This window comes from Balneola vulgaris DSM 17893 (assembly GCF_000375465.1).
GTDB lineage: Bacteria > Bacteroidota > Rhodothermia > Balneolales > Balneolaceae > Balneola > Balneola vulgaris.
The window spans coordinates 103,133-121,811 of record NZ_AQXH01000002.1; the positions used below are offsets into that span (position 1 = coordinate 103,133).

Annotated in this window: 12 protein-coding genes; 11 read left to right on the forward strand and 1 reads right to left on the reverse strand. The window is 38.5% G+C overall.

Features of this window, described 5'->3' with window-relative positions:
- Positions 1 to 63 precede the first annotated feature (63 nt).
- From B155_RS0107570 to B155_RS0107620, 11 genes are all read left to right on the forward strand, one after another.
- Complete coding sequence (locus B155_RS0107570) at positions 64 to 7,605, forward strand: DUF2341 domain-containing protein (RefSeq protein WP_018127656.1); 7,542 nt, start codon at positions 64 to 66, stop codon at positions 7,603 to 7,605.
- A gap of 79 nt (positions 7,606 to 7,684) precedes the next feature.
- Positions 7,685 to 8,107, forward strand: coding sequence for a hypothetical protein (locus tag B155_RS0107575; protein ID WP_018127657.1), 423 nt, complete (start codon positions 7,685 to 7,687; stop codon positions 8,105 to 8,107).
- A gap of 1 nt (position 8,108) precedes the next feature.
- On the forward strand, positions 8,109 to 8,711 hold the full coding sequence (locus B155_RS0107580) for a hypothetical protein (protein ID WP_018127658.1): 603 nt from the start codon (positions 8,109 to 8,111) through the stop codon (positions 8,709 to 8,711).
- Positions 8,712 to 8,722: 11 nt separating this feature from the next.
- A complete protein-coding gene (locus tag B155_RS0107585) occupies positions 8,723 to 10,006 on the forward strand; it encodes a DUF4900 domain-containing protein (protein WP_018127659.1) in 1,284 nt (427 codons plus the stop codon).
- 39 nt (positions 10,007 to 10,045) lie between these two features.
- Positions 10,046 to 10,435: a hypothetical protein gene (locus B155_RS0107590; RefSeq protein ID WP_018127660.1), complete on the forward strand. Its 390-nt coding sequence runs from the start codon at positions 10,046 to 10,048 to the stop codon at positions 10,433 to 10,435.
- 97 nt (positions 10,436 to 10,532) lie between these two features.
- A complete protein-coding gene (locus B155_RS0107595; RefSeq protein WP_018127661.1) occupies positions 10,533 to 11,048 on the forward strand; it encodes a hypothetical protein in 516 nt (171 codons plus the stop codon).
- Between the two features lies 1 nt (position 11,049).
- Complete coding sequence (locus tag B155_RS0107600) at positions 11,050 to 11,649, forward strand: hypothetical protein (RefSeq protein WP_169331284.1); 600 nt, start codon at positions 11,050 to 11,052, stop codon at positions 11,647 to 11,649.
- Positions 11,642 to 12,169 carry a hypothetical protein gene (locus tag B155_RS0107605; protein WP_018127663.1) on the forward strand — a complete coding sequence of 176 codons (528 nt, stop codon included), beginning with the start codon at positions 11,642 to 11,644 and terminating at the stop codon, positions 12,167 to 12,169. Before B155_RS0107600 ends, B155_RS0107605 begins: the two co-directional genes overlap by 8 nt.
- A gap of 162 nt (positions 12,170 to 12,331) precedes the next feature.
- Positions 12,332 to 12,853 carry a hypothetical protein gene (locus tag B155_RS0107610; RefSeq protein ID WP_157464806.1) on the forward strand — a complete coding sequence of 174 codons (522 nt, stop codon included), beginning with the start codon at positions 12,332 to 12,334 and terminating at the stop codon, positions 12,851 to 12,853.
- 144 nt (positions 12,854 to 12,997) lie between these two features.
- Positions 12,998 to 13,834, forward strand: a complete 837-nt coding sequence (locus B155_RS0107615; protein ID WP_018127665.1) for a fimbrial biogenesis chaperone — start codon at positions 12,998 to 13,000, stop codon at positions 13,832 to 13,834.
- Positions 13,831 to 17,340 carry an SPOR domain-containing protein gene (locus tag B155_RS0107620; RefSeq protein WP_018127666.1) on the forward strand — a complete coding sequence of 1,170 codons (3,510 nt, stop codon included), beginning with the start codon at positions 13,831 to 13,833 and terminating at the stop codon, positions 17,338 to 17,340. The genes B155_RS0107615 and B155_RS0107620 overlap by 4 nt, the downstream gene beginning before the upstream one ends.
- Before the next feature lie 67 nt (positions 17,341 to 17,407).
- Here B155_RS0107620 and B155_RS0107625 read toward each other — a convergent pair whose 3' ends face one another.
- Positions 17,408 to 18,673 carry a pyruvate dehydrogenase complex dihydrolipoamide acetyltransferase gene (locus B155_RS0107625; RefSeq protein WP_018127667.1) on the reverse strand — a complete coding sequence of 422 codons (1,266 nt, stop codon included), beginning with the start codon at positions 18,671 to 18,673 and terminating at the stop codon, positions 17,408 to 17,410.
- Positions 18,674 to 18,679: the final 6 nt, after the last annotated feature.

Genomic DNA, 18,679 nt, shown 5'->3' on the forward strand with positions numbered 1-18,679 from the left:
TGATTAATTAAGCTAGCAAGGTAGCTGGCAATAATTATATTAGCGTAGAATAAATTAAAAAGCGTGAATTTTAACTATATACATAGATTTGCATACTTAACTAAGACTTTACTTACACTCATTCTTGCACTTCTGATATCAGAAGTGGCATTTGCCCAATTGTCGGGTTATCAGTACCGAAAGAAATTTTCGGTTGATAACACAAAAGTAAGTGGTGCGAGTAACTTAACGAACTTTCCTGTTCTTATTAGTCTTACAGATGCTGATATGGCCACAGTAGCCAATGGTGGCAAGGTTACTAGTGCACAAGGCTATGATATTGCCTTCACGTCGGATGATGGAGCTACTCAACTGGACCACGAACTTGAAAGCTATAATGCCTCAACTGGGCAGATTTTATTCTGGGTGCGCTTCCCTACCCTCAATGCTACCGTTGACACTGATTTTTTCATTTACTTTGGAAACGCATCCCAAACAACCGATCAATCGGTTAATACTACGTGGGATAGCAGTTACAAACTTGTACTTCACTTAGACGACTTTAACGATGCCACCTTAGAAGGCAATAACGGTACCAATAACGGAACTACTTCTACAACTGGTAAAATTGGAAATGCCCGTCAGTTTTCATCGGCTGGAAATGATTTCATTTCTATTGCGGATGATGCCAGTTTAGATATTACTGGAGATATTACTTTTTCAGCATGGTTTAACGTAAACAACTTTGCCGAAGTGCCAGATTTAATTACTAAAGGAGATTATAATCAGGCTTATTCTAGTTGGATCAGAAATGATGGTACACTCAGATTAGGTACCGATAACAATACCCTTACAAGTACGGGTACGGTAACATCAGCTACAACAGCTTTTGTTACATTTACAAAGTCTGCTACTGGTCGTACTATTTACATAAATAACACAAATGCGGGTAGCGATGGTACAGCAACGAATTTCAGCACCAATAATAGCCCGTTAACCATTTCTACAGCCGCATACCCATTAAATGGCTGGGTGGATGAAGTACGAGTTTCGAATGTTGCTCGAAGCCAAGATTGGGTATTCACAGAGTATGAAAACCAAAATACTCCCAATACTTTCTATACCGAAAATCCCGAAAACCCCGTTTTAGCCAATATTGAATCTAATGCATTGAGCTTTAATGCTGGCGGTTCCGCTCAATTTATTACTTCTGATATTACGATCGCCACTCCTTTTGCTGATTCTATAGTCAGCGCTACCGTTCAAATCACGGGTAATTACCTTTCCACTGAAGATGTGCTAGCTTTTAGTAATACCGCCCTTATAACTGGAACATGGACCGTAGGTACCGGCACTATGACCTTATCGGGTAAAGCCAGTCTTGCGGATTACCAAAGTGCACTCAGAAGCATCACTTACAACAACACCAATGCTTCTACTCCTAGCCAAGCTGCACGTACAATATCATTTACCGTAAACGATGAGTTTTATGCTAGTAACACAGCTACTAGAAACGTAAATATTACAACCACCTTAACTGATTTATCTACTGATTTCCCGAATACAGTATTTCACTTCGATGCTCAAGATATCGACGGTGATTTATTAACAAATGACCAGCCTGCAGATGGAAGTCTTGTAACTACCTGGAGAGATCGTTCACAAAATGCAGGTGGTAGTTCTGTTACCATTACAAATGCAGCTCCAGCTGGCGATGAACCCATTTTTGATTCCAATTACTTTGGTGAGCGTGGAGGGTTATACTTCAATTACAATGCCAATAATAATGGGGATAATTTTCAAGTAGATGATGATGCTCTAATAAATACAAATGGCCCGTATACTCAAAAATCATTTGCAGCAGTATTTAGAACAGGTACGGATTTAACAGGCTTACAAATTATATACGAGCAAGGTGGCGGCTCTAAGGGCTATCAAATTTCCATTAAAGACGGAATTTTATATGCCTATGCATGGAGTAACGATGCATCATGGACAGATGGCGATGATCAGTCAATCAACTTAGGTTCTGTATCAACGAATACAAGCTATATTGTAATTGCAACCCATGATGCTACTGCTCAAACATGGTCGGCAAGAGTCAACGGTGGTTCACTTGTTCAAAGTGCAGGTATTGCTCCTTCAATGGGAAATCATAACGGTGACCCTACCATTGGGGAAGAAGATGGTACTTCAGATCCAGTAAATTTCAATAATCCAGGTGGACCAACCTATAACTTCGATGGATATATAGGTGAGTTAATATCTTGGAACTCATCCTTGAATGGTGGGCAAGCTCAGAGTATCTATAACTTCCTATGCGATAAATGGTGTAATACCCCATCAGTTTTATCTTCCATCGAAGGTTCAGACATAGATTATAACGAAGCCGACCCTCCTACCGCTATCACTTCAACCATTGTATTAACGGATGTTGACAATACCGTTGTTGATTCAGCTCATGTTGTAATTTCGAATAATTATGTTCCTAGTGAAGATGTATTAGCCTCAACTCCAGCTGGTGGTATAATTAGTACTTGGGATGCTGTTACAGGAACTCTCCGTTTAACTGGAACAGCTAGTTTAGCTGACTATCAATCTACTTTACGTTCCGTTACCTACGAGAATACCGATGGCGTTGCACCTACTGTTCAGCTTCGCCAAATCGATTTTAAAGTGTTTGATTGGGACGATGAAAGTAACACCCAATCTCGCAATATCAATGTAATTGGAAATAACTCCCCTCCAGTAATATCTGGTGTATCCGGACCAGCGTTTACCTATACAGAAGGTACAGGTGCTGTTTCTCCTCCAATTACCGTTACCATAACGGATGACGATGACACGAACATTGAATCGGCAACCATTGCTATTTCCAATAACTACCAGTTAGGCGAAGATGTTTTAGGATTTACTAATACCGCAAATATTACAGGGTCATGGAATAGTACAACTGGTGTACTCACACTTACCGGTTCAGATACCAAAGCCAACTATGAGACTGCCATTGAAAGCTTCACTTTTGAAAATACAAGTTCTGACCCTGTTGAAGTTACCCGAACATTTTCGGCTAAAGTAAATGACGGGGACAACGACAGTAATACTCAAACGAGAGATCTCGACTTTGTTGCTGTAAACTCGAAACCGGTGCTTTCAAATATTGAGGGGACTAATCTAAGTTACCCGAATGAAGCTGTCCAAATAACAAATACCATTGAAGTTTCAGATCCGGATAATACCATGATTGATAGTGCTTTTGTGGTTATTTCGGGAAACTTTAAGGCTACGGAAGATTCACTTATTTACAGCACACTATTTGGCATTAGTGGAAATTATAATACCGCGAATGGTCGACTGAAACTCACGGGTACTTCTTCCTTTAGTGATTATGAAACCGCTCTTCGATCGGTTAAATACAAGAACTTTGCCACCATTCCTTCAGGCCCTGAACGTGTTGTTAGCTTTATCATCCATGATGGAGACTTAGCTAGTGATACATTAAAAAGAACATTGGATGTAAGTGCTGTTGAAGCCATTTCGGATCTTAAAGTTTGGCTTCGTGCCGACGTAGGTGTGGTTACTAGTGGTAGCGAAGTGGTTACATGGGAAGATCAAAGTGGTAACGGCAATGATTATACAGGGATTTCTGGGTCTGGTACTCGTCCGACTTTAAACGCCTCTTCTGCTCCTCTTGGTGGGCAACCATCCATTGAATTCGTCGGTAATGGCGATAGCTTCGAAGATGCCGATGGACATACGAATTATTTAAATAGTATGACTGAGTTTACACTGTTTGTAGTATATAAATCTGATGTAACCAATACCGATAAAGGCTTATTTATAGGAGATACCCCAAGTGGTGCCGATGAAATCATCACAATTCGTTATGATGCCGCGGGCGCAAATAACGGTGGATCGTTTACGAATGTAATTAAAACTGGAGTGGTTGGTAATAATGCAGCAAATCAGTTAGAAAGTTTCTCAGATATTCAGAGTACTGATGCCCAAATTACGAGTTTACATTGGGAATCAGGGGCAACCTACGATATTTTTGTTGATGGTATTTTGAATAACCCAAGTTCAGCGGGTCCTCCACCCACAGGAACCATTACCACAGCAACAACAGCTATTCTTGGTAAAGGCGGCAAAGATTCAGGTACTGCTAGTTGGGACGGCCAAATTGCCGAGTTTATCTTGTACTGTAAAAGTTTAACGGATGCCGAAAGAGAAAAAGTAGAAGATTATCTATCTGAAAAATACAATGCGGCTATCCGAAAAATTACACCTGCTGCTGGCGGTGAAGCCATTTCTGCCGACGATGCAAATACAACCTACACTTCTCTTACTGGACCTGTGATTCAAGAAGGTTTACCTGGTGAACTCAATGCATCAGGTACACTAATTCTTAAAGCACCAACAGGTTACGAATGGAATACCTCTGCTACCTATAATGTTACTGAAGCACCTGCCTATGGTGGTTCAACTACATTAGATGCTTCTTTCACAAGTGTAACGGTTACAGACCTAACCTACACCATTGATGTTGCCTCCGCCTCAAACCCTGGGCAGTTAACTTTTACGGGGCTTGAAATAAGACCTACTACAGGCATATTACCTAATACAGGAAACATCACCAATATCGGATCTACAGGCCAAGGTGGTGGAACGAACTATGGTACCCTTACCATGATTCCGGGTACAGTTGATAGTTTAACCTTCGTTCAACAACCAACCATAACCAATATTGATAGTGTTATCACACCTTCAGTACGCGTTCAATTGGTAGATCAATTTGGAAACGAAGTAGAGACTAGTGGTACTACGGTAAGTATTGCAAAAGCATCTGGAGCGGGGACTCTTGGCGGAACTACTTCGGTGAGTACCAATGCCTTAGGTATAGCAGAATTTAATGACTTAACACTTGATAATACGGGCACTCATACCCTTATCACTTCATCAACAGGTCTTGACTCTGAAACCAGTAACTCCTTCGAAATTGTTAACGCTGGAGTATTGGTTGGATTTAGAGTTGAACGTAGTCCTTCAGGCAACATAAGTTCTAAAACAGCAGGGCAATCTTTTAACACCGTAATTACAGCCATAGATGGTACTGGGAATACAATAACTACGTTTAATGGCACTGTAGTAATGAGTTCTTCTTGTACTATGGGAGTTGGACAAGGTACTACCGCTAATTTTACCTCAGGTGTACTTTCGTCACATACTGTGAGCATTACCAGTGTTGGTAACTGTACGTTAACTGCAACGAATTCAAGTGGTAGTGAAAATGGTACAAGTAACTCATTTACAGTAAGTGCAGGTGCTGCGGATGCAACCAAATCTAAAATTACAGCCGCACCAACAGTTATTCTAAACGACGGTGCTAGTACATCTACAATTACTGTTCAACTCAAAGACGCTTACGGTAACAATTTAACTACGGGTGGTGCAACGGTAACCTTATCCCCTACTGCTGGCTCAATGGGTACAGTTACAGATAATGGAAATGGGACCTATTCAGCTACCCTAACTTCTTCTACTAGTGTAACCACGTCTATTATCACAGGTACAGTGGGTGGCTCTGCCATTACTGATAATGCTACCGTAGAGTTTGCTGCCTTCAGTCATATTTGGGAAAGTCAATTGGGAGCCCCAGCTAATGCAACCAATTGGGAAGACGGTGATAACTGGAACTCAAATACTGTACCAACAGCGGCCTCAGTGGTTCTTATTCCTGCAAGTCCAGCAGAAGGAAATGAATTTCCTGTAGTAGATATCACTAACACCACTATTAATACTCTTTCCATTGAGGCAGGTGCACAAGTTTCAGTTTCAGGGTCTGTAAACTTTGTGGTTACTGGAGATGTAACCGGTGGCGGTAACGTACTAGGATCCAACAATGACTCCTTAACCGTGGGTGGTAACCTCGACGTACCCGATGTTACTTTAGGTAACCTCATCTTTGATGGAAGCAGCAACCAAACTATTGTTAGCCCTAGTACTTTCGTGAATGTTGAAGTGGATAACCCTGGAACTGTATTCACTACCGACAACTTCACCGTAACGGGCACTTTATCTTTAACAGATGGAGAACTATTTATACCCTCTGGAAACAATTTAATAGCAAATACCAAAACCTACGGAACTGGAACTCTTAGATTCCAACGTGAAATTAGTGGGGTTCGTGGATGGCGTATACTTTCCTCTCCTGTTGCCTCCACTTATGGTGATTTCTTAGATGGCACTGTTACTCAAGGGTATTCAGGAGCATTTTACAGCACGGGATCAATGCCAGGTGATACTCTGCAGCCAAATGTTCTAACCTATATCGAAAGTTATCCAGGAACAGATAATCAACGCTATCGTGCCCCTACGAGTTCGGCTCAGTCTTTAACTCAGGGACAAGGTGTGTTTGTATTCTTCTTTGGAGATATCGCTGCTGACTCACGTTACAATGAACCTTTACCTGATACCTTAGATGTAAGTGGACAAGAATTTGATGGTAATGGAACTCAAGTTGACTTCGGTATTACCTACACCACGGCCGCTGATTCAGGTTGGAACTTAATTGGGAATCCATTTGGTGCCACTATTGATTGGGATGATAATACCAATTGGAACAAAACTAATGTGGAATCGACCATTTATGTTTGGGATCCTGCAGCAAATGCTGGCAATGGTGAATACCTAACATGGAACGGTACTACGGGTACACTCGGAAATGGACTTATAGCTCCTTTCCAAGGATTCTGGGTTAAAGCGAATGCGAATAGTCCTTCACTGATTGTAAATAAAGATGTTAAAACCACGGGTGGAAATTTCATAAGAAAGCAAAATGCTAGAACTGAACCCGTACTACAACTAGAAGCCATTACGGATGGGTTAAGTAAACGCACCAACTTAATGTTCAGTGATGAAGGTAGTTTGGGCATTGATAACAAAGACGGGTATCGCTTAGTACCATTCTCAAGCTCACATATTGAATTCTATACTCTGCTTGAAGACGGCACTCAAATGTCGATTAACAACCTACCCCTCGATTTCAACAATCGTATTCGGATTCCGCTCACTATTAATGGCTATAAGGATAATGAACCGATATCCGGTGACTTTACCATTCGATTAGCTGGACAAAGAAATTTACCTGACGATTGGATTGTTTTACTTCGTGATAAAGAGACCGGGGATATTATAAACCTCACTGAGAATAGTGAGCACACCTTCTTTTATGGTACTAAAGCTAAAATAAACTCGAACACATCTTCATCGCCTAAGAAAATGAAGATTACGAATAAGAGTGAATCACAAGCAACTCGCTTTGAACTACAAATTAGTACAGAAGAAATTGAAGCGACTATTCCACAGACCTCTTTCTTGAATCAAAACTACCCGAATCCGTTTAACCCTGAAACGGTCATTCCTTTTGGTATAAGTGAACAAAGTGAGGTGTCGTTGATCGTTTATAATGTATTGGGACAAAAAATTAAAACATTGGTTAATCAATCGTTAGCTGCTGGAACTTACGATATCACTTTCCAAGCAAACGATTTGGCCACAGGAGTTTATTTTTATCGATTAATCACAAATGAAGGTACATTTGTCAAAAAATTGACGTTTATTAAATAAGTATCCTAAAAACATTGTAATAAAGTGTTTTTGGTGTACTCTTTATATGGAGAGAATGTATTCAATGGAGGGTTGAAACATGTCAGATTATTCAGATTTATTATTATTACTAGGTGCAATGGTTGCCTTTTCATTGCTCTCGGTTACAACTGCAGTTACATTTCAAAGTAATTCTGATATTGTATACAATTCTGAAGTTGAATACCGTGCTGTAGCACTTGCTCAAGGTATCATTGATGAGATGAGATGGTTTACAGACGAAGACTTATTTAAAAGTAGTAACACACAATATTACTTTAAGAACTACCCAGAAACTCGGACCATATCTTATGGCTCAGGTGGGAATCAGTACACAGCTGATTACATTGTTTCTGGTACATCCAGATTAATTGCTTCTACAGCAGATGTGAATAAATACGAAGTGTTGATAAACGTTAAAAACACATCTACTAGCAAAGATGTAAGTGCAACACTTCAGTTTATAAAATCTTTCAAACGTTAGTATGAATATTGGTTTAGTAACAAGTTTTATTGTAGGTGGTCTACTTCTTTTGAGTGTTTTGTTCTTCAATGTAAGTCTTCAAAACAAATCACAAGAAAATACCTTAGCTACAACAACCAATGAGACTTTAAATGATTTGGTTACGCTGATTTCTCATGATATAAATCGCATGGGTTATCAAGTTACTAGTAGTGTAATTAAAACAATGGACTCGAATAAAATCGCCTTTCTAGGTGATATCTACGACAACGATTCCATGGATACTACTCGAGTTACATGGGAATGGAAAAATAACTCTTTCGGAGCAGTAAGTAGCACCCCAAATCCAAATGATTATTATCTAGTTCGCACAGGCCCTACTAGCGATGGAAATGCAGCTGGTGAAATTCAATTCCCTGTAACCTATTTCAATGTTAACTACAGAAACGGCCAAGGCGTAGCAACAAGTAATGAATACTTAGTGAGAGAAATTGAGATAGAAATTATGTTAGAAAGTGGCGAATCATATAGTGTTACTTCTAGAGGGGATGGCGATAGAAGATATTACCGTACAGTTTGGAAACGCAGTTTCTTCCCCACAAATTTAAATAAAGTACTCTACTAAGGAGGCACCTTATGGGACGAGGATTATTATTAATAGTAAGCGGTCTAGTTGTAATTGTAGGCATCTCTAAAATCAATGTTCAAAAACAGATTGAATACTTGCCCGAAAACACGGTCGACTACTACTATGAACAACAAGCACGTAATATTTCAATCAGTTTAGTTGATGAAGCCATTCAGATGCTCCTAAAAGACAATGACTGGACTGGTTCTATTGAAACAAATGAAAATTATGTGGGTTCAGGTATCTTGAAATCCTACGACCAAACTACCATTTCACAATTATCTGATTCGGTAACGGTAAAGCAATGGGATCAATATACAGTAGTACTCTATAGCGAGGCTGAATATGAAGGGTATAGAATTTCTACTGAAGTGTTGATGTCTCGTGATTCATTTTCAAAGTATTCTTACTACACGAATACGCAGCCTTCAAATATTTACTTTACTAGTAAAGATACCTTAAGTGGGCCTGTACATACCAATGGTACCTTCCGAATTGCCGGTAACCCCGTATTTAATGGCTTTGTGACTAGCCCTGCCGGAGGATGGATTGGCCATTATTCTTATTCAAACAATCCTCAATTTAATGGTGGCTCAAACTTTAACGCTCCTGTTAAAAGTTTTGATGTTAGAGATCAAGTAAATGAATTAGTTGTAAAGGCGAATAGTGGTGGATTAAGCTTTAATACGGCCATTTTGGTTCAACCCAAAGCAAATGGAACCGTTGATATAAGTGTACCGAATGGCATTTATTGGAGTACGCCTACTAATTATGATATGAGCACCTTTAATGGAATTATCACTTCGACTGAAGAAATTGACATTACAGGCACTGTAAATGGGCAGCTAACCATACACTCTGCCAAGGATATAGAAATTATTGGCGATGTAACTTACAATACAGATCCTAGAGTGGATATCACTTCTACAGACTTTTTGGGACTTGTAGCTGAACAAGAAATTCGTGTTGATCAATATGCACACACTTTTAGTGGTTCAGGGGATCTAAATATTCATGCCTCTATGATGGCTATGAATCGTTCATTCTATGTAGAAGATTATACTTTAGGTTCACCTCGAGGTGTACTTAATATTCTCGGCGGACTTATTCAGGAAGAACGTGGTCCGGTATCAACTTTTAATAGGTATGGTCTTTCTTCTGGATATAGCAAAGACTATGAATATGATGAAAGGTTGAGATACAACATCCCTCCTTCTTTTCCACGTGAACGTGTATTTTCTATCTTACACTGGAAAGACAAGGTAATATCTAGGCCTACTTCATCAAGCTAAAATCGAATTTACTACTAACATTTATCTATCATCTATAAAATGAAATCAATTTTCGGACTACTTCTTGTAGTATCATTATGTACCATTCAAGCTAGTGCACAGACAAAGGTTACTTTTAATGTTAATTTAAAACCGATGTTGGAAGACAGTAGTTTTGTACCAGGAAAGCATGTGCTTCAAGTAAAAGGAGATTTCTTCCCATTTACGGCTACTACTCGATTTGAAATGAAAGATTTGACCCCAAAAGATAGTGTTTATAGTGTGACACTTACTTTTCCCCGCAGGTTTACCAACAAAATGTTGACCTATAATTATGTCATTAGGTCCATTTCTGGTTCTGAAATGAATGAGTTTCTTCCTCGTCAATTAGATTTAAAAGGTCGAGAAGTGGAATTACCTCCCTTCTACTTCGATTCCTTCCCTAATTAGGCCTCATTTGGGTATATATTACAAAGTTCTTATTAAGAATTATTAACTGGTTAAAGTGCGTCATTAATACAATCTTTTATTCAAAAGTAAATGTAGAATGCGTACAGTAATACCCTCATATCTGTTTTTAATCGCAGTTTTTCTGTTAGGATCCTCAGTTGTACACGCTCAGAATACTAACAGAAAAATATCTGCCAATATTAACATTGAAGCCCGTATTGTAAACTCTATCGAGTTGATTACGGTTAAAACCATCACTCTAGGGCAGCTACAACCCGAACAAGATGAAATTTATGTTAGCTCACTGAATGATGTGAATGCAGGCTATATGATTGCTGTAGGTTCCCCAAATGCCTTATTCCGATTGAACTTTCAACAACAAAGAGTATTAACTCGAGTTGAAGGTCCAGGTACCCTTACTTTCGAATACGAGATTTCGGGCAATTCTATTGAAGAACAACGTAGTGCAGAACTCATAGAAGCTGATAATAAAAATCTACAGTTCAACCAAGAAGGAAGATATTACATTTGGGTAGGCGGTAGAGTAAATTTAAGCAATGCCCTTCCTGGTAGTTATGATGGTGATTTCACGATTGAAATCGAATACATCTAAAATGTATGCTATTAAATACATATCTCTGATTGCATGCTTTGCAATTTTAAACAGTTTTTCTACTGTGTTTGCTCAAGAAATAGATTTTGGGGATTACAGTAGTATATATAATGTATCCGTAGCAGAATTAAACCCTGGTGAAGATATTGAATTTGGAATGCTCGTTCAAAATGAGGGAGTAGTTGGGATTAGTCTCATTAACTCCAAAATTTTAACTATCGATGGTGTGAAGTACTTGGATGTGATCGTAGATATCACTGCAGATAACTACCTCCTATTAAATGGTGATTTAAGTTGTCAAACAAATCCTTCTTGCCGAATTCCCTTTACATTACAAGCAGCTTATGCCAATCGAGGATCTAATAATACGAACCAAGCTATTATAATGAGTGTTGCGGCAAATATCGCAAGTGCTCAATTCCCTATTCGATATAGAGGGAATGTACCTCCTGGTCCCCCTCCTACTCCTGTATATGAAGGCTTCAACCCTAATCTATTCCAAGAAACAGCCTATTTATATATATACGGATTTGTAAATGTAGGTAGTATCGATGCAGGGAGTTATACAAGTAATGTGACGATCAGCATTAGTTATGATTAAGCGTATATCCATAGCTACCTTCATTTTTATTCTATCTAGTTCTCTGCATGTATCCGCCCAATTTATCAATCTTCAATTAAAAATTGAGCCTGAACTAAGTGCTACCGTTGAACAAAACCTTGACTTCGGCACTGTAGTTACCAACTCTGGGGAAAAATTCATCAACTTAGGTGATTTAAGTATGGGCGTGTTTAGTATAAAAGCAATAAACACTCAGTCCTTATATATTGAGCTGAATGCTCCAGACTACTTAATTAACACAAACCCCCTCCAAAATTCTCGCATTCCTTTAAATCTAAACATTTCATACAACAATATGGGAATAGACGATGCGAGCAGCAGTACGCCAATGGATGATAATTCGATTTACGTTAAGGTATACGAAGAATCAGATGGCAACATTATTAATCAAGATGTTTGGCAAATAATGTACTTATATGTCTATGGCTCGATCAATGTAGGCAATATTCCAAATGGCGATTATTACGGTGAAGTGGTTTTATATGTCGATTATGACTGAAATATTAAGATCCCTTAATGTTAATTTAAGTAAAACTGCGTTTTTGATATTAAAAACGCATGTGGGTAAGGATTTCTTAATTAAAGGAATCTAACTAGGTTAGATTTGGAAGGGTGGGTAAATTTGTATCAGAAAATAAACAACAAGTCAATCTTTACCATTATGAAAACTCTAAAGAACATATTATCCGCTTTCGCTTTAGTAGCTCTTTTCACTGTAAATGCTACTGCACAAACATCTGACAACGCAACTGTAACTGCGTCAGCTACAATCGTTGGTTCTCTAACAGTAACTAATGTTAGTAACCTTTCTTTCGGTGATATCCTTACAACTGATACACCAACAATTTCTTCCACTACTGCTGATGCCGGTGCTGTTTCAGTAGCTGGTGCTACTACGGGTCAGGTTATGAACATAACTATCGATTACCCAGCTGTTTTAACCGATGGAACTAATAACCTAACATTTGACACCTATACTGCAGCATTAAGAAATGATGGAACAAATGATGCAACTGGTGCATCTGCACTTGCTGCTCCTTCAGGTACACAAATTACTGACACTTACACCGCTGCAGCAACTACTGCATATATCTACGTAGGTGGAACTATTTCTAACGCATCTGCTGGTGTAGCTGGAAATACATACAACGGTACAATTACAGTAACTGTAAGCTACAACTAAGCTCAGTACTCAAGATTATCAAAAGTCTCGCTCAATCGGCGAGACTTTTTTTTGGTCTACAGTTTATACTTAAGCACAATATTGCTGAACAACTTTCATGGTTTTTACCTATGTTTTTGGTAGAACTGAAATAATACCGAACCTATGAGAAAAATTACTCTTTCCGCAATTATTGCCGTACTAAGTTTAATATCCGCTCCGATATTAGCCCAAGTAACTATTGCTCCTACCAATCTATTTATAGATGGTAATACCAAATTTGGAACCTATATGGTGATAAACGGGTCGAATCAAACGCAAGAAATTGCCATAGATTTCTTCTTCGCTTACGCCCATTTAGATGATAATGGAATACGATCCATGGTTACGGAGGATCCAGAGGCAGAAGCTAAATACTCTATTGCAGATGAAGTAAAAGCATTTCCGAAGAACTTTAAACTCGCTCCAGGTCAACGACAAGTTGTACGACTTAGAATATCGGGTGGAAATGACCTCGCTGATGGCACTTATTGGTCTCGTATTAAAACGGCTTCTTCTCCAGAAACACCACCTTTGGAAATTCAATCTAATGATGCTGTAACTGCAAGAGTTGGTATTACCGTTGAACAGGTTACGGGCTTGTTTTATAAAAAAGGTGAAACAACCACTGGAATTGCTGTTGATCAGATCAATCCTTCGCTCTCATCCGACAAAAAGAAACTATCAGTTAAAACAAACTTTAGGCGGTTAGGAAACTCTCCATTTTTAGGCTCTATTACTACATCAATTATCAATAGCAATGGTGAGGAAGTTCGCAGAGGCTTTGTTTCCACTTCATTATACTTCGACGGCACACATTTGCAAGATTTCGAAATTGAAGATTTACCTCAAGGCACTTATACCATTCAAGTAACTTTCGAATCTAATCGTAGTGATGTATCAAGTAGAGACCTAGTACAAATGGAAACCGTAACTAAGTCAACTTCTTATACGATACAGTGAACCTAACCAGTGTCACAAAGAACTTTCTTTTTGTAGCTATAATCCTATTATGCTCTGGATTTGTATCTCCGATAGTTGCTCAAGAAGATTCTGAAGACATTGAAGTTTATTTATCCTTCCGTCATCGTGGCGTAATAAACACTGTAGTAATCTCTTACTACAAAGATGACCGCTTTTTTTTACCAATCACTGAATTATTTAGTCTCTTTCAGATAGAAGCTAAACAAACAGGTCTTGTTACTACTGGTAGATTTTCATCCGAGCAGATCCCATATACCATTGATTTAGGAAGACAGTTTATTAAGTTCGGTAACCAAACTTTTGAACTTACAACGGATGATTTTTTAGTTAAGGAACTCGACAATTACCTTCCCCCCAGTATCTATAAAGACATATTTGGCTTAGAATTCACCATTGATTTCAACAATCTTACTTTAGATTTAGAAACCAATACCGAGCTTCCACTCATTCAAAAACGTCTTAGGGAGCAGAAAAGAAAGCTTGTAGATTCTAATTTAAAAGAACAGACCTTTTATCCACTTAGAAAGGGAAAAACTTGGAGTTTATTGAACGGCGGAGCTGTTGATTATTCCCTAACCTCTTATAATTCCAACCAAGCAAGTACCTATAACTTCAATACGAGCATTGGGCTTCAGTTAGCAGGTGGTGATTTAGAAGGAAGTATTTTTGGTAGATATACAAATGATGAGCTGATTACAGATACCGATAATCTTCGATGGAGATACATCTTTCGTAATAACCATTATTTAACAAAAGTAACAGCTGGCCAAACCAATATGGATGGGGTCTTAATGAATCCATATACCGGCATAAGAATTACCAATGAACCAATCGAAAATCGTAGGCTTTTTGATGAATTTGAAATTCGAGGTTCAACATTCCCACAATCAGAAGTGGAAGTATATCTCAATAATGCTTTAATCGATTATGCCGAAGCTGATGAAATGGGTAATTATCGATTCTTGGCACCACTTTATTATGGATCATCTCAATTAAATCTTAAAATATATGGGCCAACAGGACAGATTATTGAGCGATCGAACCGAATTCAAGTCCCCTTTTCATTCACTCCTAAAGGTGAATTGAATTATATCATCAATGCAGGGATCCTAGAAAATCCTCTTTTTGGAAGTACAGAGAAACCCCTAGCCGCCCAAGGGAATATCAGTTATGGTGTTACAAATTGGTTGACCGCCAAAATTGGCTCTGAGTACTATGATGAAGGGCTAGAAAAAGATGCTCCCGTATTCACTTCTACCCTATCTGCCCGTTTAAACAGCAATTACATACTCACACTAGAAGGCGTTACTGATGCTTACTATAGAGGAAATTTAAATGCTGTATTTGCCAATGCCGCTAGTTTCAACTTAGACTACACTAATTACATCAACGATTTTGGGATATTCAACTCTTCAGGGAACACAAAACAATTAATCACCTCGGTATTCTATCCTATACTTATCCAAAATATTCCATTAAATATTCGATGGTCTACCTTTACTCGTTATAGACCTGAATCGCAAACAACATCTTTACGATTTGATCTAAGTACGCGTCTTAGAAAATTCAATATTCGAATGGGTTATAGTGACCGCTTGGTTGACACATATAACCCTATTGAGGCGTCCCAAACATCTAGTATTGAATCGTCGGTTACTTATAATGTATCTCGAAACCCTAATTTACCTGCTATTATTCGTGGTACTTTTTTAAGAACACAATTGATTTATCTGCCCAAATTAAATGAAGTGGAATCCGCACAATTTTTACTCTCACGAAGTATTTTCCAAACTGGACGAATTCAATTTTCTTATGGTCGAAACTTCTTTAGTAATTTCAATGCCTTCAGGTTTAGCTTAGTATTAGATTTTAATAAAGCTCGTTCAAACACCACCTTCTCATCTCTTAAAGACAATACGAGCATCACTCAGAATATTAGAGGTTCTGTAGGTTACGATACTAACTACAACAACTTTTTAATATCCAGTAGAAACCAAGTTGGACGTTCAGGAGCTGCTATTAAGCTCTTTGTGGATAACGATAATAATGGAAGATTCGATAAAGAAATAGATGATCCTATTGAAGAAGGTAGCGTAAGAATAGGGCGTTCTGGATCTTCATCTATTAGAAAAAATGGAATTCTCTATTACACGCAGATGCAGCCTTATTACCAATACAACATGGTGATGAATAAGAGCTCTATCAAAAACCCAATGTTAGTACCTGAAGAAGAAGAATTTTCGATTATAACAGACCCAAACACTTTTAAGAAGATAGAACTACCCTTTTATATGTCGGGCGTGATAGAGGGCGTGGTAGAGCGTTTATATTCAGATGGCCAACGTGGTGGGCTTGGTGGTTTAAAATTAAATCTGGTAGCAAAAAATCGTGATTTCACACAGGAATTGAGAACTTTTTCCGATGGTAGTTTTTACGCCTATGAAATACCACCTGGTGAATATGAAATTGCTATTGATGGTGGCCAATTAGAAATCCTTAAAGCCAACGCTAAGCCTAGAATATTAAATTTTGAAGTACAGGCAATTGCGGATGGCGATTTCGTTGAAGGCCTTAACTTCTTAGTAATACCAGAAGGACTTGAAGAACTAGTGGAACCAGACACCGTTCTTTCTACAAGTATTGGAAATGCCCCTGAAACTACACCTTCAAACGTAACATCTACTACTTTCAACTATTCTATTGCCGTTGAATCACTCACACTTAACGAATGTAGATATGGACTTCAATTAGGAGCTTATAGCACGCTAAATAAAGCAGTAGAACTATCTATGTCGGCTAAAAGCATTGATGCTTACGTACTCTACAATGCAGAGCGAAATTTATATGCTATAAGAAGTGGTTTATATCAAAACTTGAGTTTAGCCTCCGATTATGCAATAAAAGCTAGCAATTCGGTATTCCCTGATGTATCGGTTGTAAATCAGTGTTACGGGAATGTAGCCTCTAGCTTTATACCGGGTAAATCATTGTATTATTTACAATTCGGAGCCTTTTCAAGCAAAGAAAGATCACAAAATTTTGACAGGCTGTTGAATGAACGATATGGTATCTCTAGCATCATAACTCAAGATCCTAACGACAACCTATTCAAGGTAAAACTTGGGCCATTCACTACGTCACTTGAAGCAGTGAAAGAACGAGCTATCTACCTAAAGAACCCAATAGTGAACGACATCTATATTTCAAAAGAAGATGCTATAGAATTTGTAACGGTTGATTTTGAGTATCGCTTACTATTTGGGGAATTCGATAATATAGACAATGCCATTCTTTACGCTAAACAGTTATCGAATAGCTTTCAGGTTACTGCAAAAGTAGTAATTGATGAGCGCGAGAGTATCACTCTGGTAACCGATCAGAATATGACCGATTGGGATAAAGTACTCAAACTCCGAGATGAGCTTAGGAAAAATGTTACTTTCCGTACCCCTGTAATTCAGCTTATTGAGAAAGTAGTTCAATAAAAAAAGTCTCAAACCTTTCGATTTGAGACCTTCGTAAAAATATATACTTATAATCTTTATCCAGTGCTTAAAGCAGCATAGATAATGGGTTTTCGAGTAGATTACGAACGGTGTTTAAGAATTGAGCAGCTTTCGCACCGTCTACAATACGGTGGTCACTAGATAAGGTCATTTTCATTCGCTTACCAGGTACTACAGCTCCATCTTCAACCACAGGCACGTCTCTAATAGCACCAACAGCTAGAATACAAGCATTTGGCGGATTAATAATCGCTGTGAACTCTTCAATACCAAACATTCCTAAGTTGGAAATAGTGAAAGTACTTCCTTCCATTTGTTCTGGTTGAAGCTTACGATCTCTTGCTAATCCTGCTAATTCTCTTGTTTCCGAAGAAATCTGAAGCAATCCTTTTTTGTCGGCATGATTGATAACCGGGGTCATTAGGCCTTCATCAATAGCAACTGCAACCGCAATATTTACGTCACCATGCTCCATGATTACATCGTCATGCCAAGAGCTATTTATAGCTTGGTGGCGTGTTAATGCAATAGCACATGCTTTCACAACAATGTCATTAAAACTAATTTTAACGTCATTAGCGGCATTCATGGAAGCACGTGCCGCCATTGCTGCTTTCATGTCAACGTCAACAGTTTCGTAGAAATGTGGGTTTGTAAACTTACTTTCAGAAAGTCGACGTGCAATCACTTTTCTCATCTGAGAAACTTTCACTTCCTTACTTTCTAAACTCTGGAATGATGTAGTAGAAGTGGAAGAACTACTTGGCTTAGTTAGTCCACCACTTTGCTCCTTAAAGTTCTCGATGTCTTGCTTTACAATTCGGCCATCTGGACCAGAACCATCTACTTTAGATAGATCAATGCCTTTTTTTTCAGCTATTTTCTTAGCTAATGGAGAAGCTTTTACACGACCATCATCTGAGCTTGAAGACTTTGTAGTCTTTTCTTCAGAGGAGGTCTCTTCTTCCTTAGACTCTTCTTCTTTTGATTCTTTCTTTTCCTCTTTTGAATCAGAGCTAGAACTTGATGAACTAGAGGCATCGGCACCATCTAGAATATCACTGATGTCTTCGCCTTCTTCACCAATAACTGCAATCAATCCACCTAAAGGTACCGCATCACCTTCAGCAGGAATTATTTTAAGAAGCACACCATCATCAAAAGCTTCTACATCCATCGTAGCTTTATCAGTTTCTACTTCTGCAATAATATCGCCGGCTGAAATTTTATCGCCTTCCTTTACATTCCACTTCGCGATTACCCCTTCTTCCATGGTATCGCTCAGTTTCGGCATTTCTATCTTAATAGCCATGATAAT

Bases quoted from the DNA above. Each gene is read 5' to 3' on its own strand.
- B155_RS0107585 (WP_018127659.1), top strand. From the start codon at position 8,723: ATGGGACGAGGATTATTATTAATAGTAAGCGGTCTAGTTGTAATTGTA.
- B155_RS0107615 (WP_018127665.1), top strand. From the start codon at position 12,998: ATGAGAAAAATTACTCTTTCCGCAATTATTGCCGTACTAAGTTTAATA.
- B155_RS0107625 (WP_018127667.1), bottom strand. From the start codon at position 18,673: ATGGCTATTAAGATAGAAATGCCGAAACTGAGCGATACCATGGAAGAA.
- B155_RS0107590 (WP_018127660.1), top strand. From the start codon at position 10,046: ATGAAATCAATTTTCGGACTACTTCTTGTAGTATCATTATGTACCATT.
- B155_RS0107580 (WP_018127658.1), top strand. From the start codon at position 8,109: ATGAATATTGGTTTAGTAACAAGTTTTATTGTAGGTGGTCTACTTCTT.
- B155_RS0107600 (WP_169331284.1), top strand. From the start codon at position 11,050: ATGTATGCTATTAAATACATATCTCTGATTGCATGCTTTGCAATTTTA.
- B155_RS0107610 (WP_157464806.1), top strand. From the start codon at position 12,332: ATGAAAACTCTAAAGAACATATTATCCGCTTTCGCTTTAGTAGCTCTT.
- B155_RS0107605 (WP_018127663.1), top strand. From the start codon at position 11,642: ATGATTAAGCGTATATCCATAGCTACCTTCATTTTTATTCTATCTAGT.
- B155_RS0107575 (WP_018127657.1), top strand. From the start codon at position 7,685: ATGTCAGATTATTCAGATTTATTATTATTACTAGGTGCAATGGTTGCC.
- B155_RS0107595 (WP_018127661.1), top strand. From the start codon at position 10,533: ATGCGTACAGTAATACCCTCATATCTGTTTTTAATCGCAGTTTTTCTG.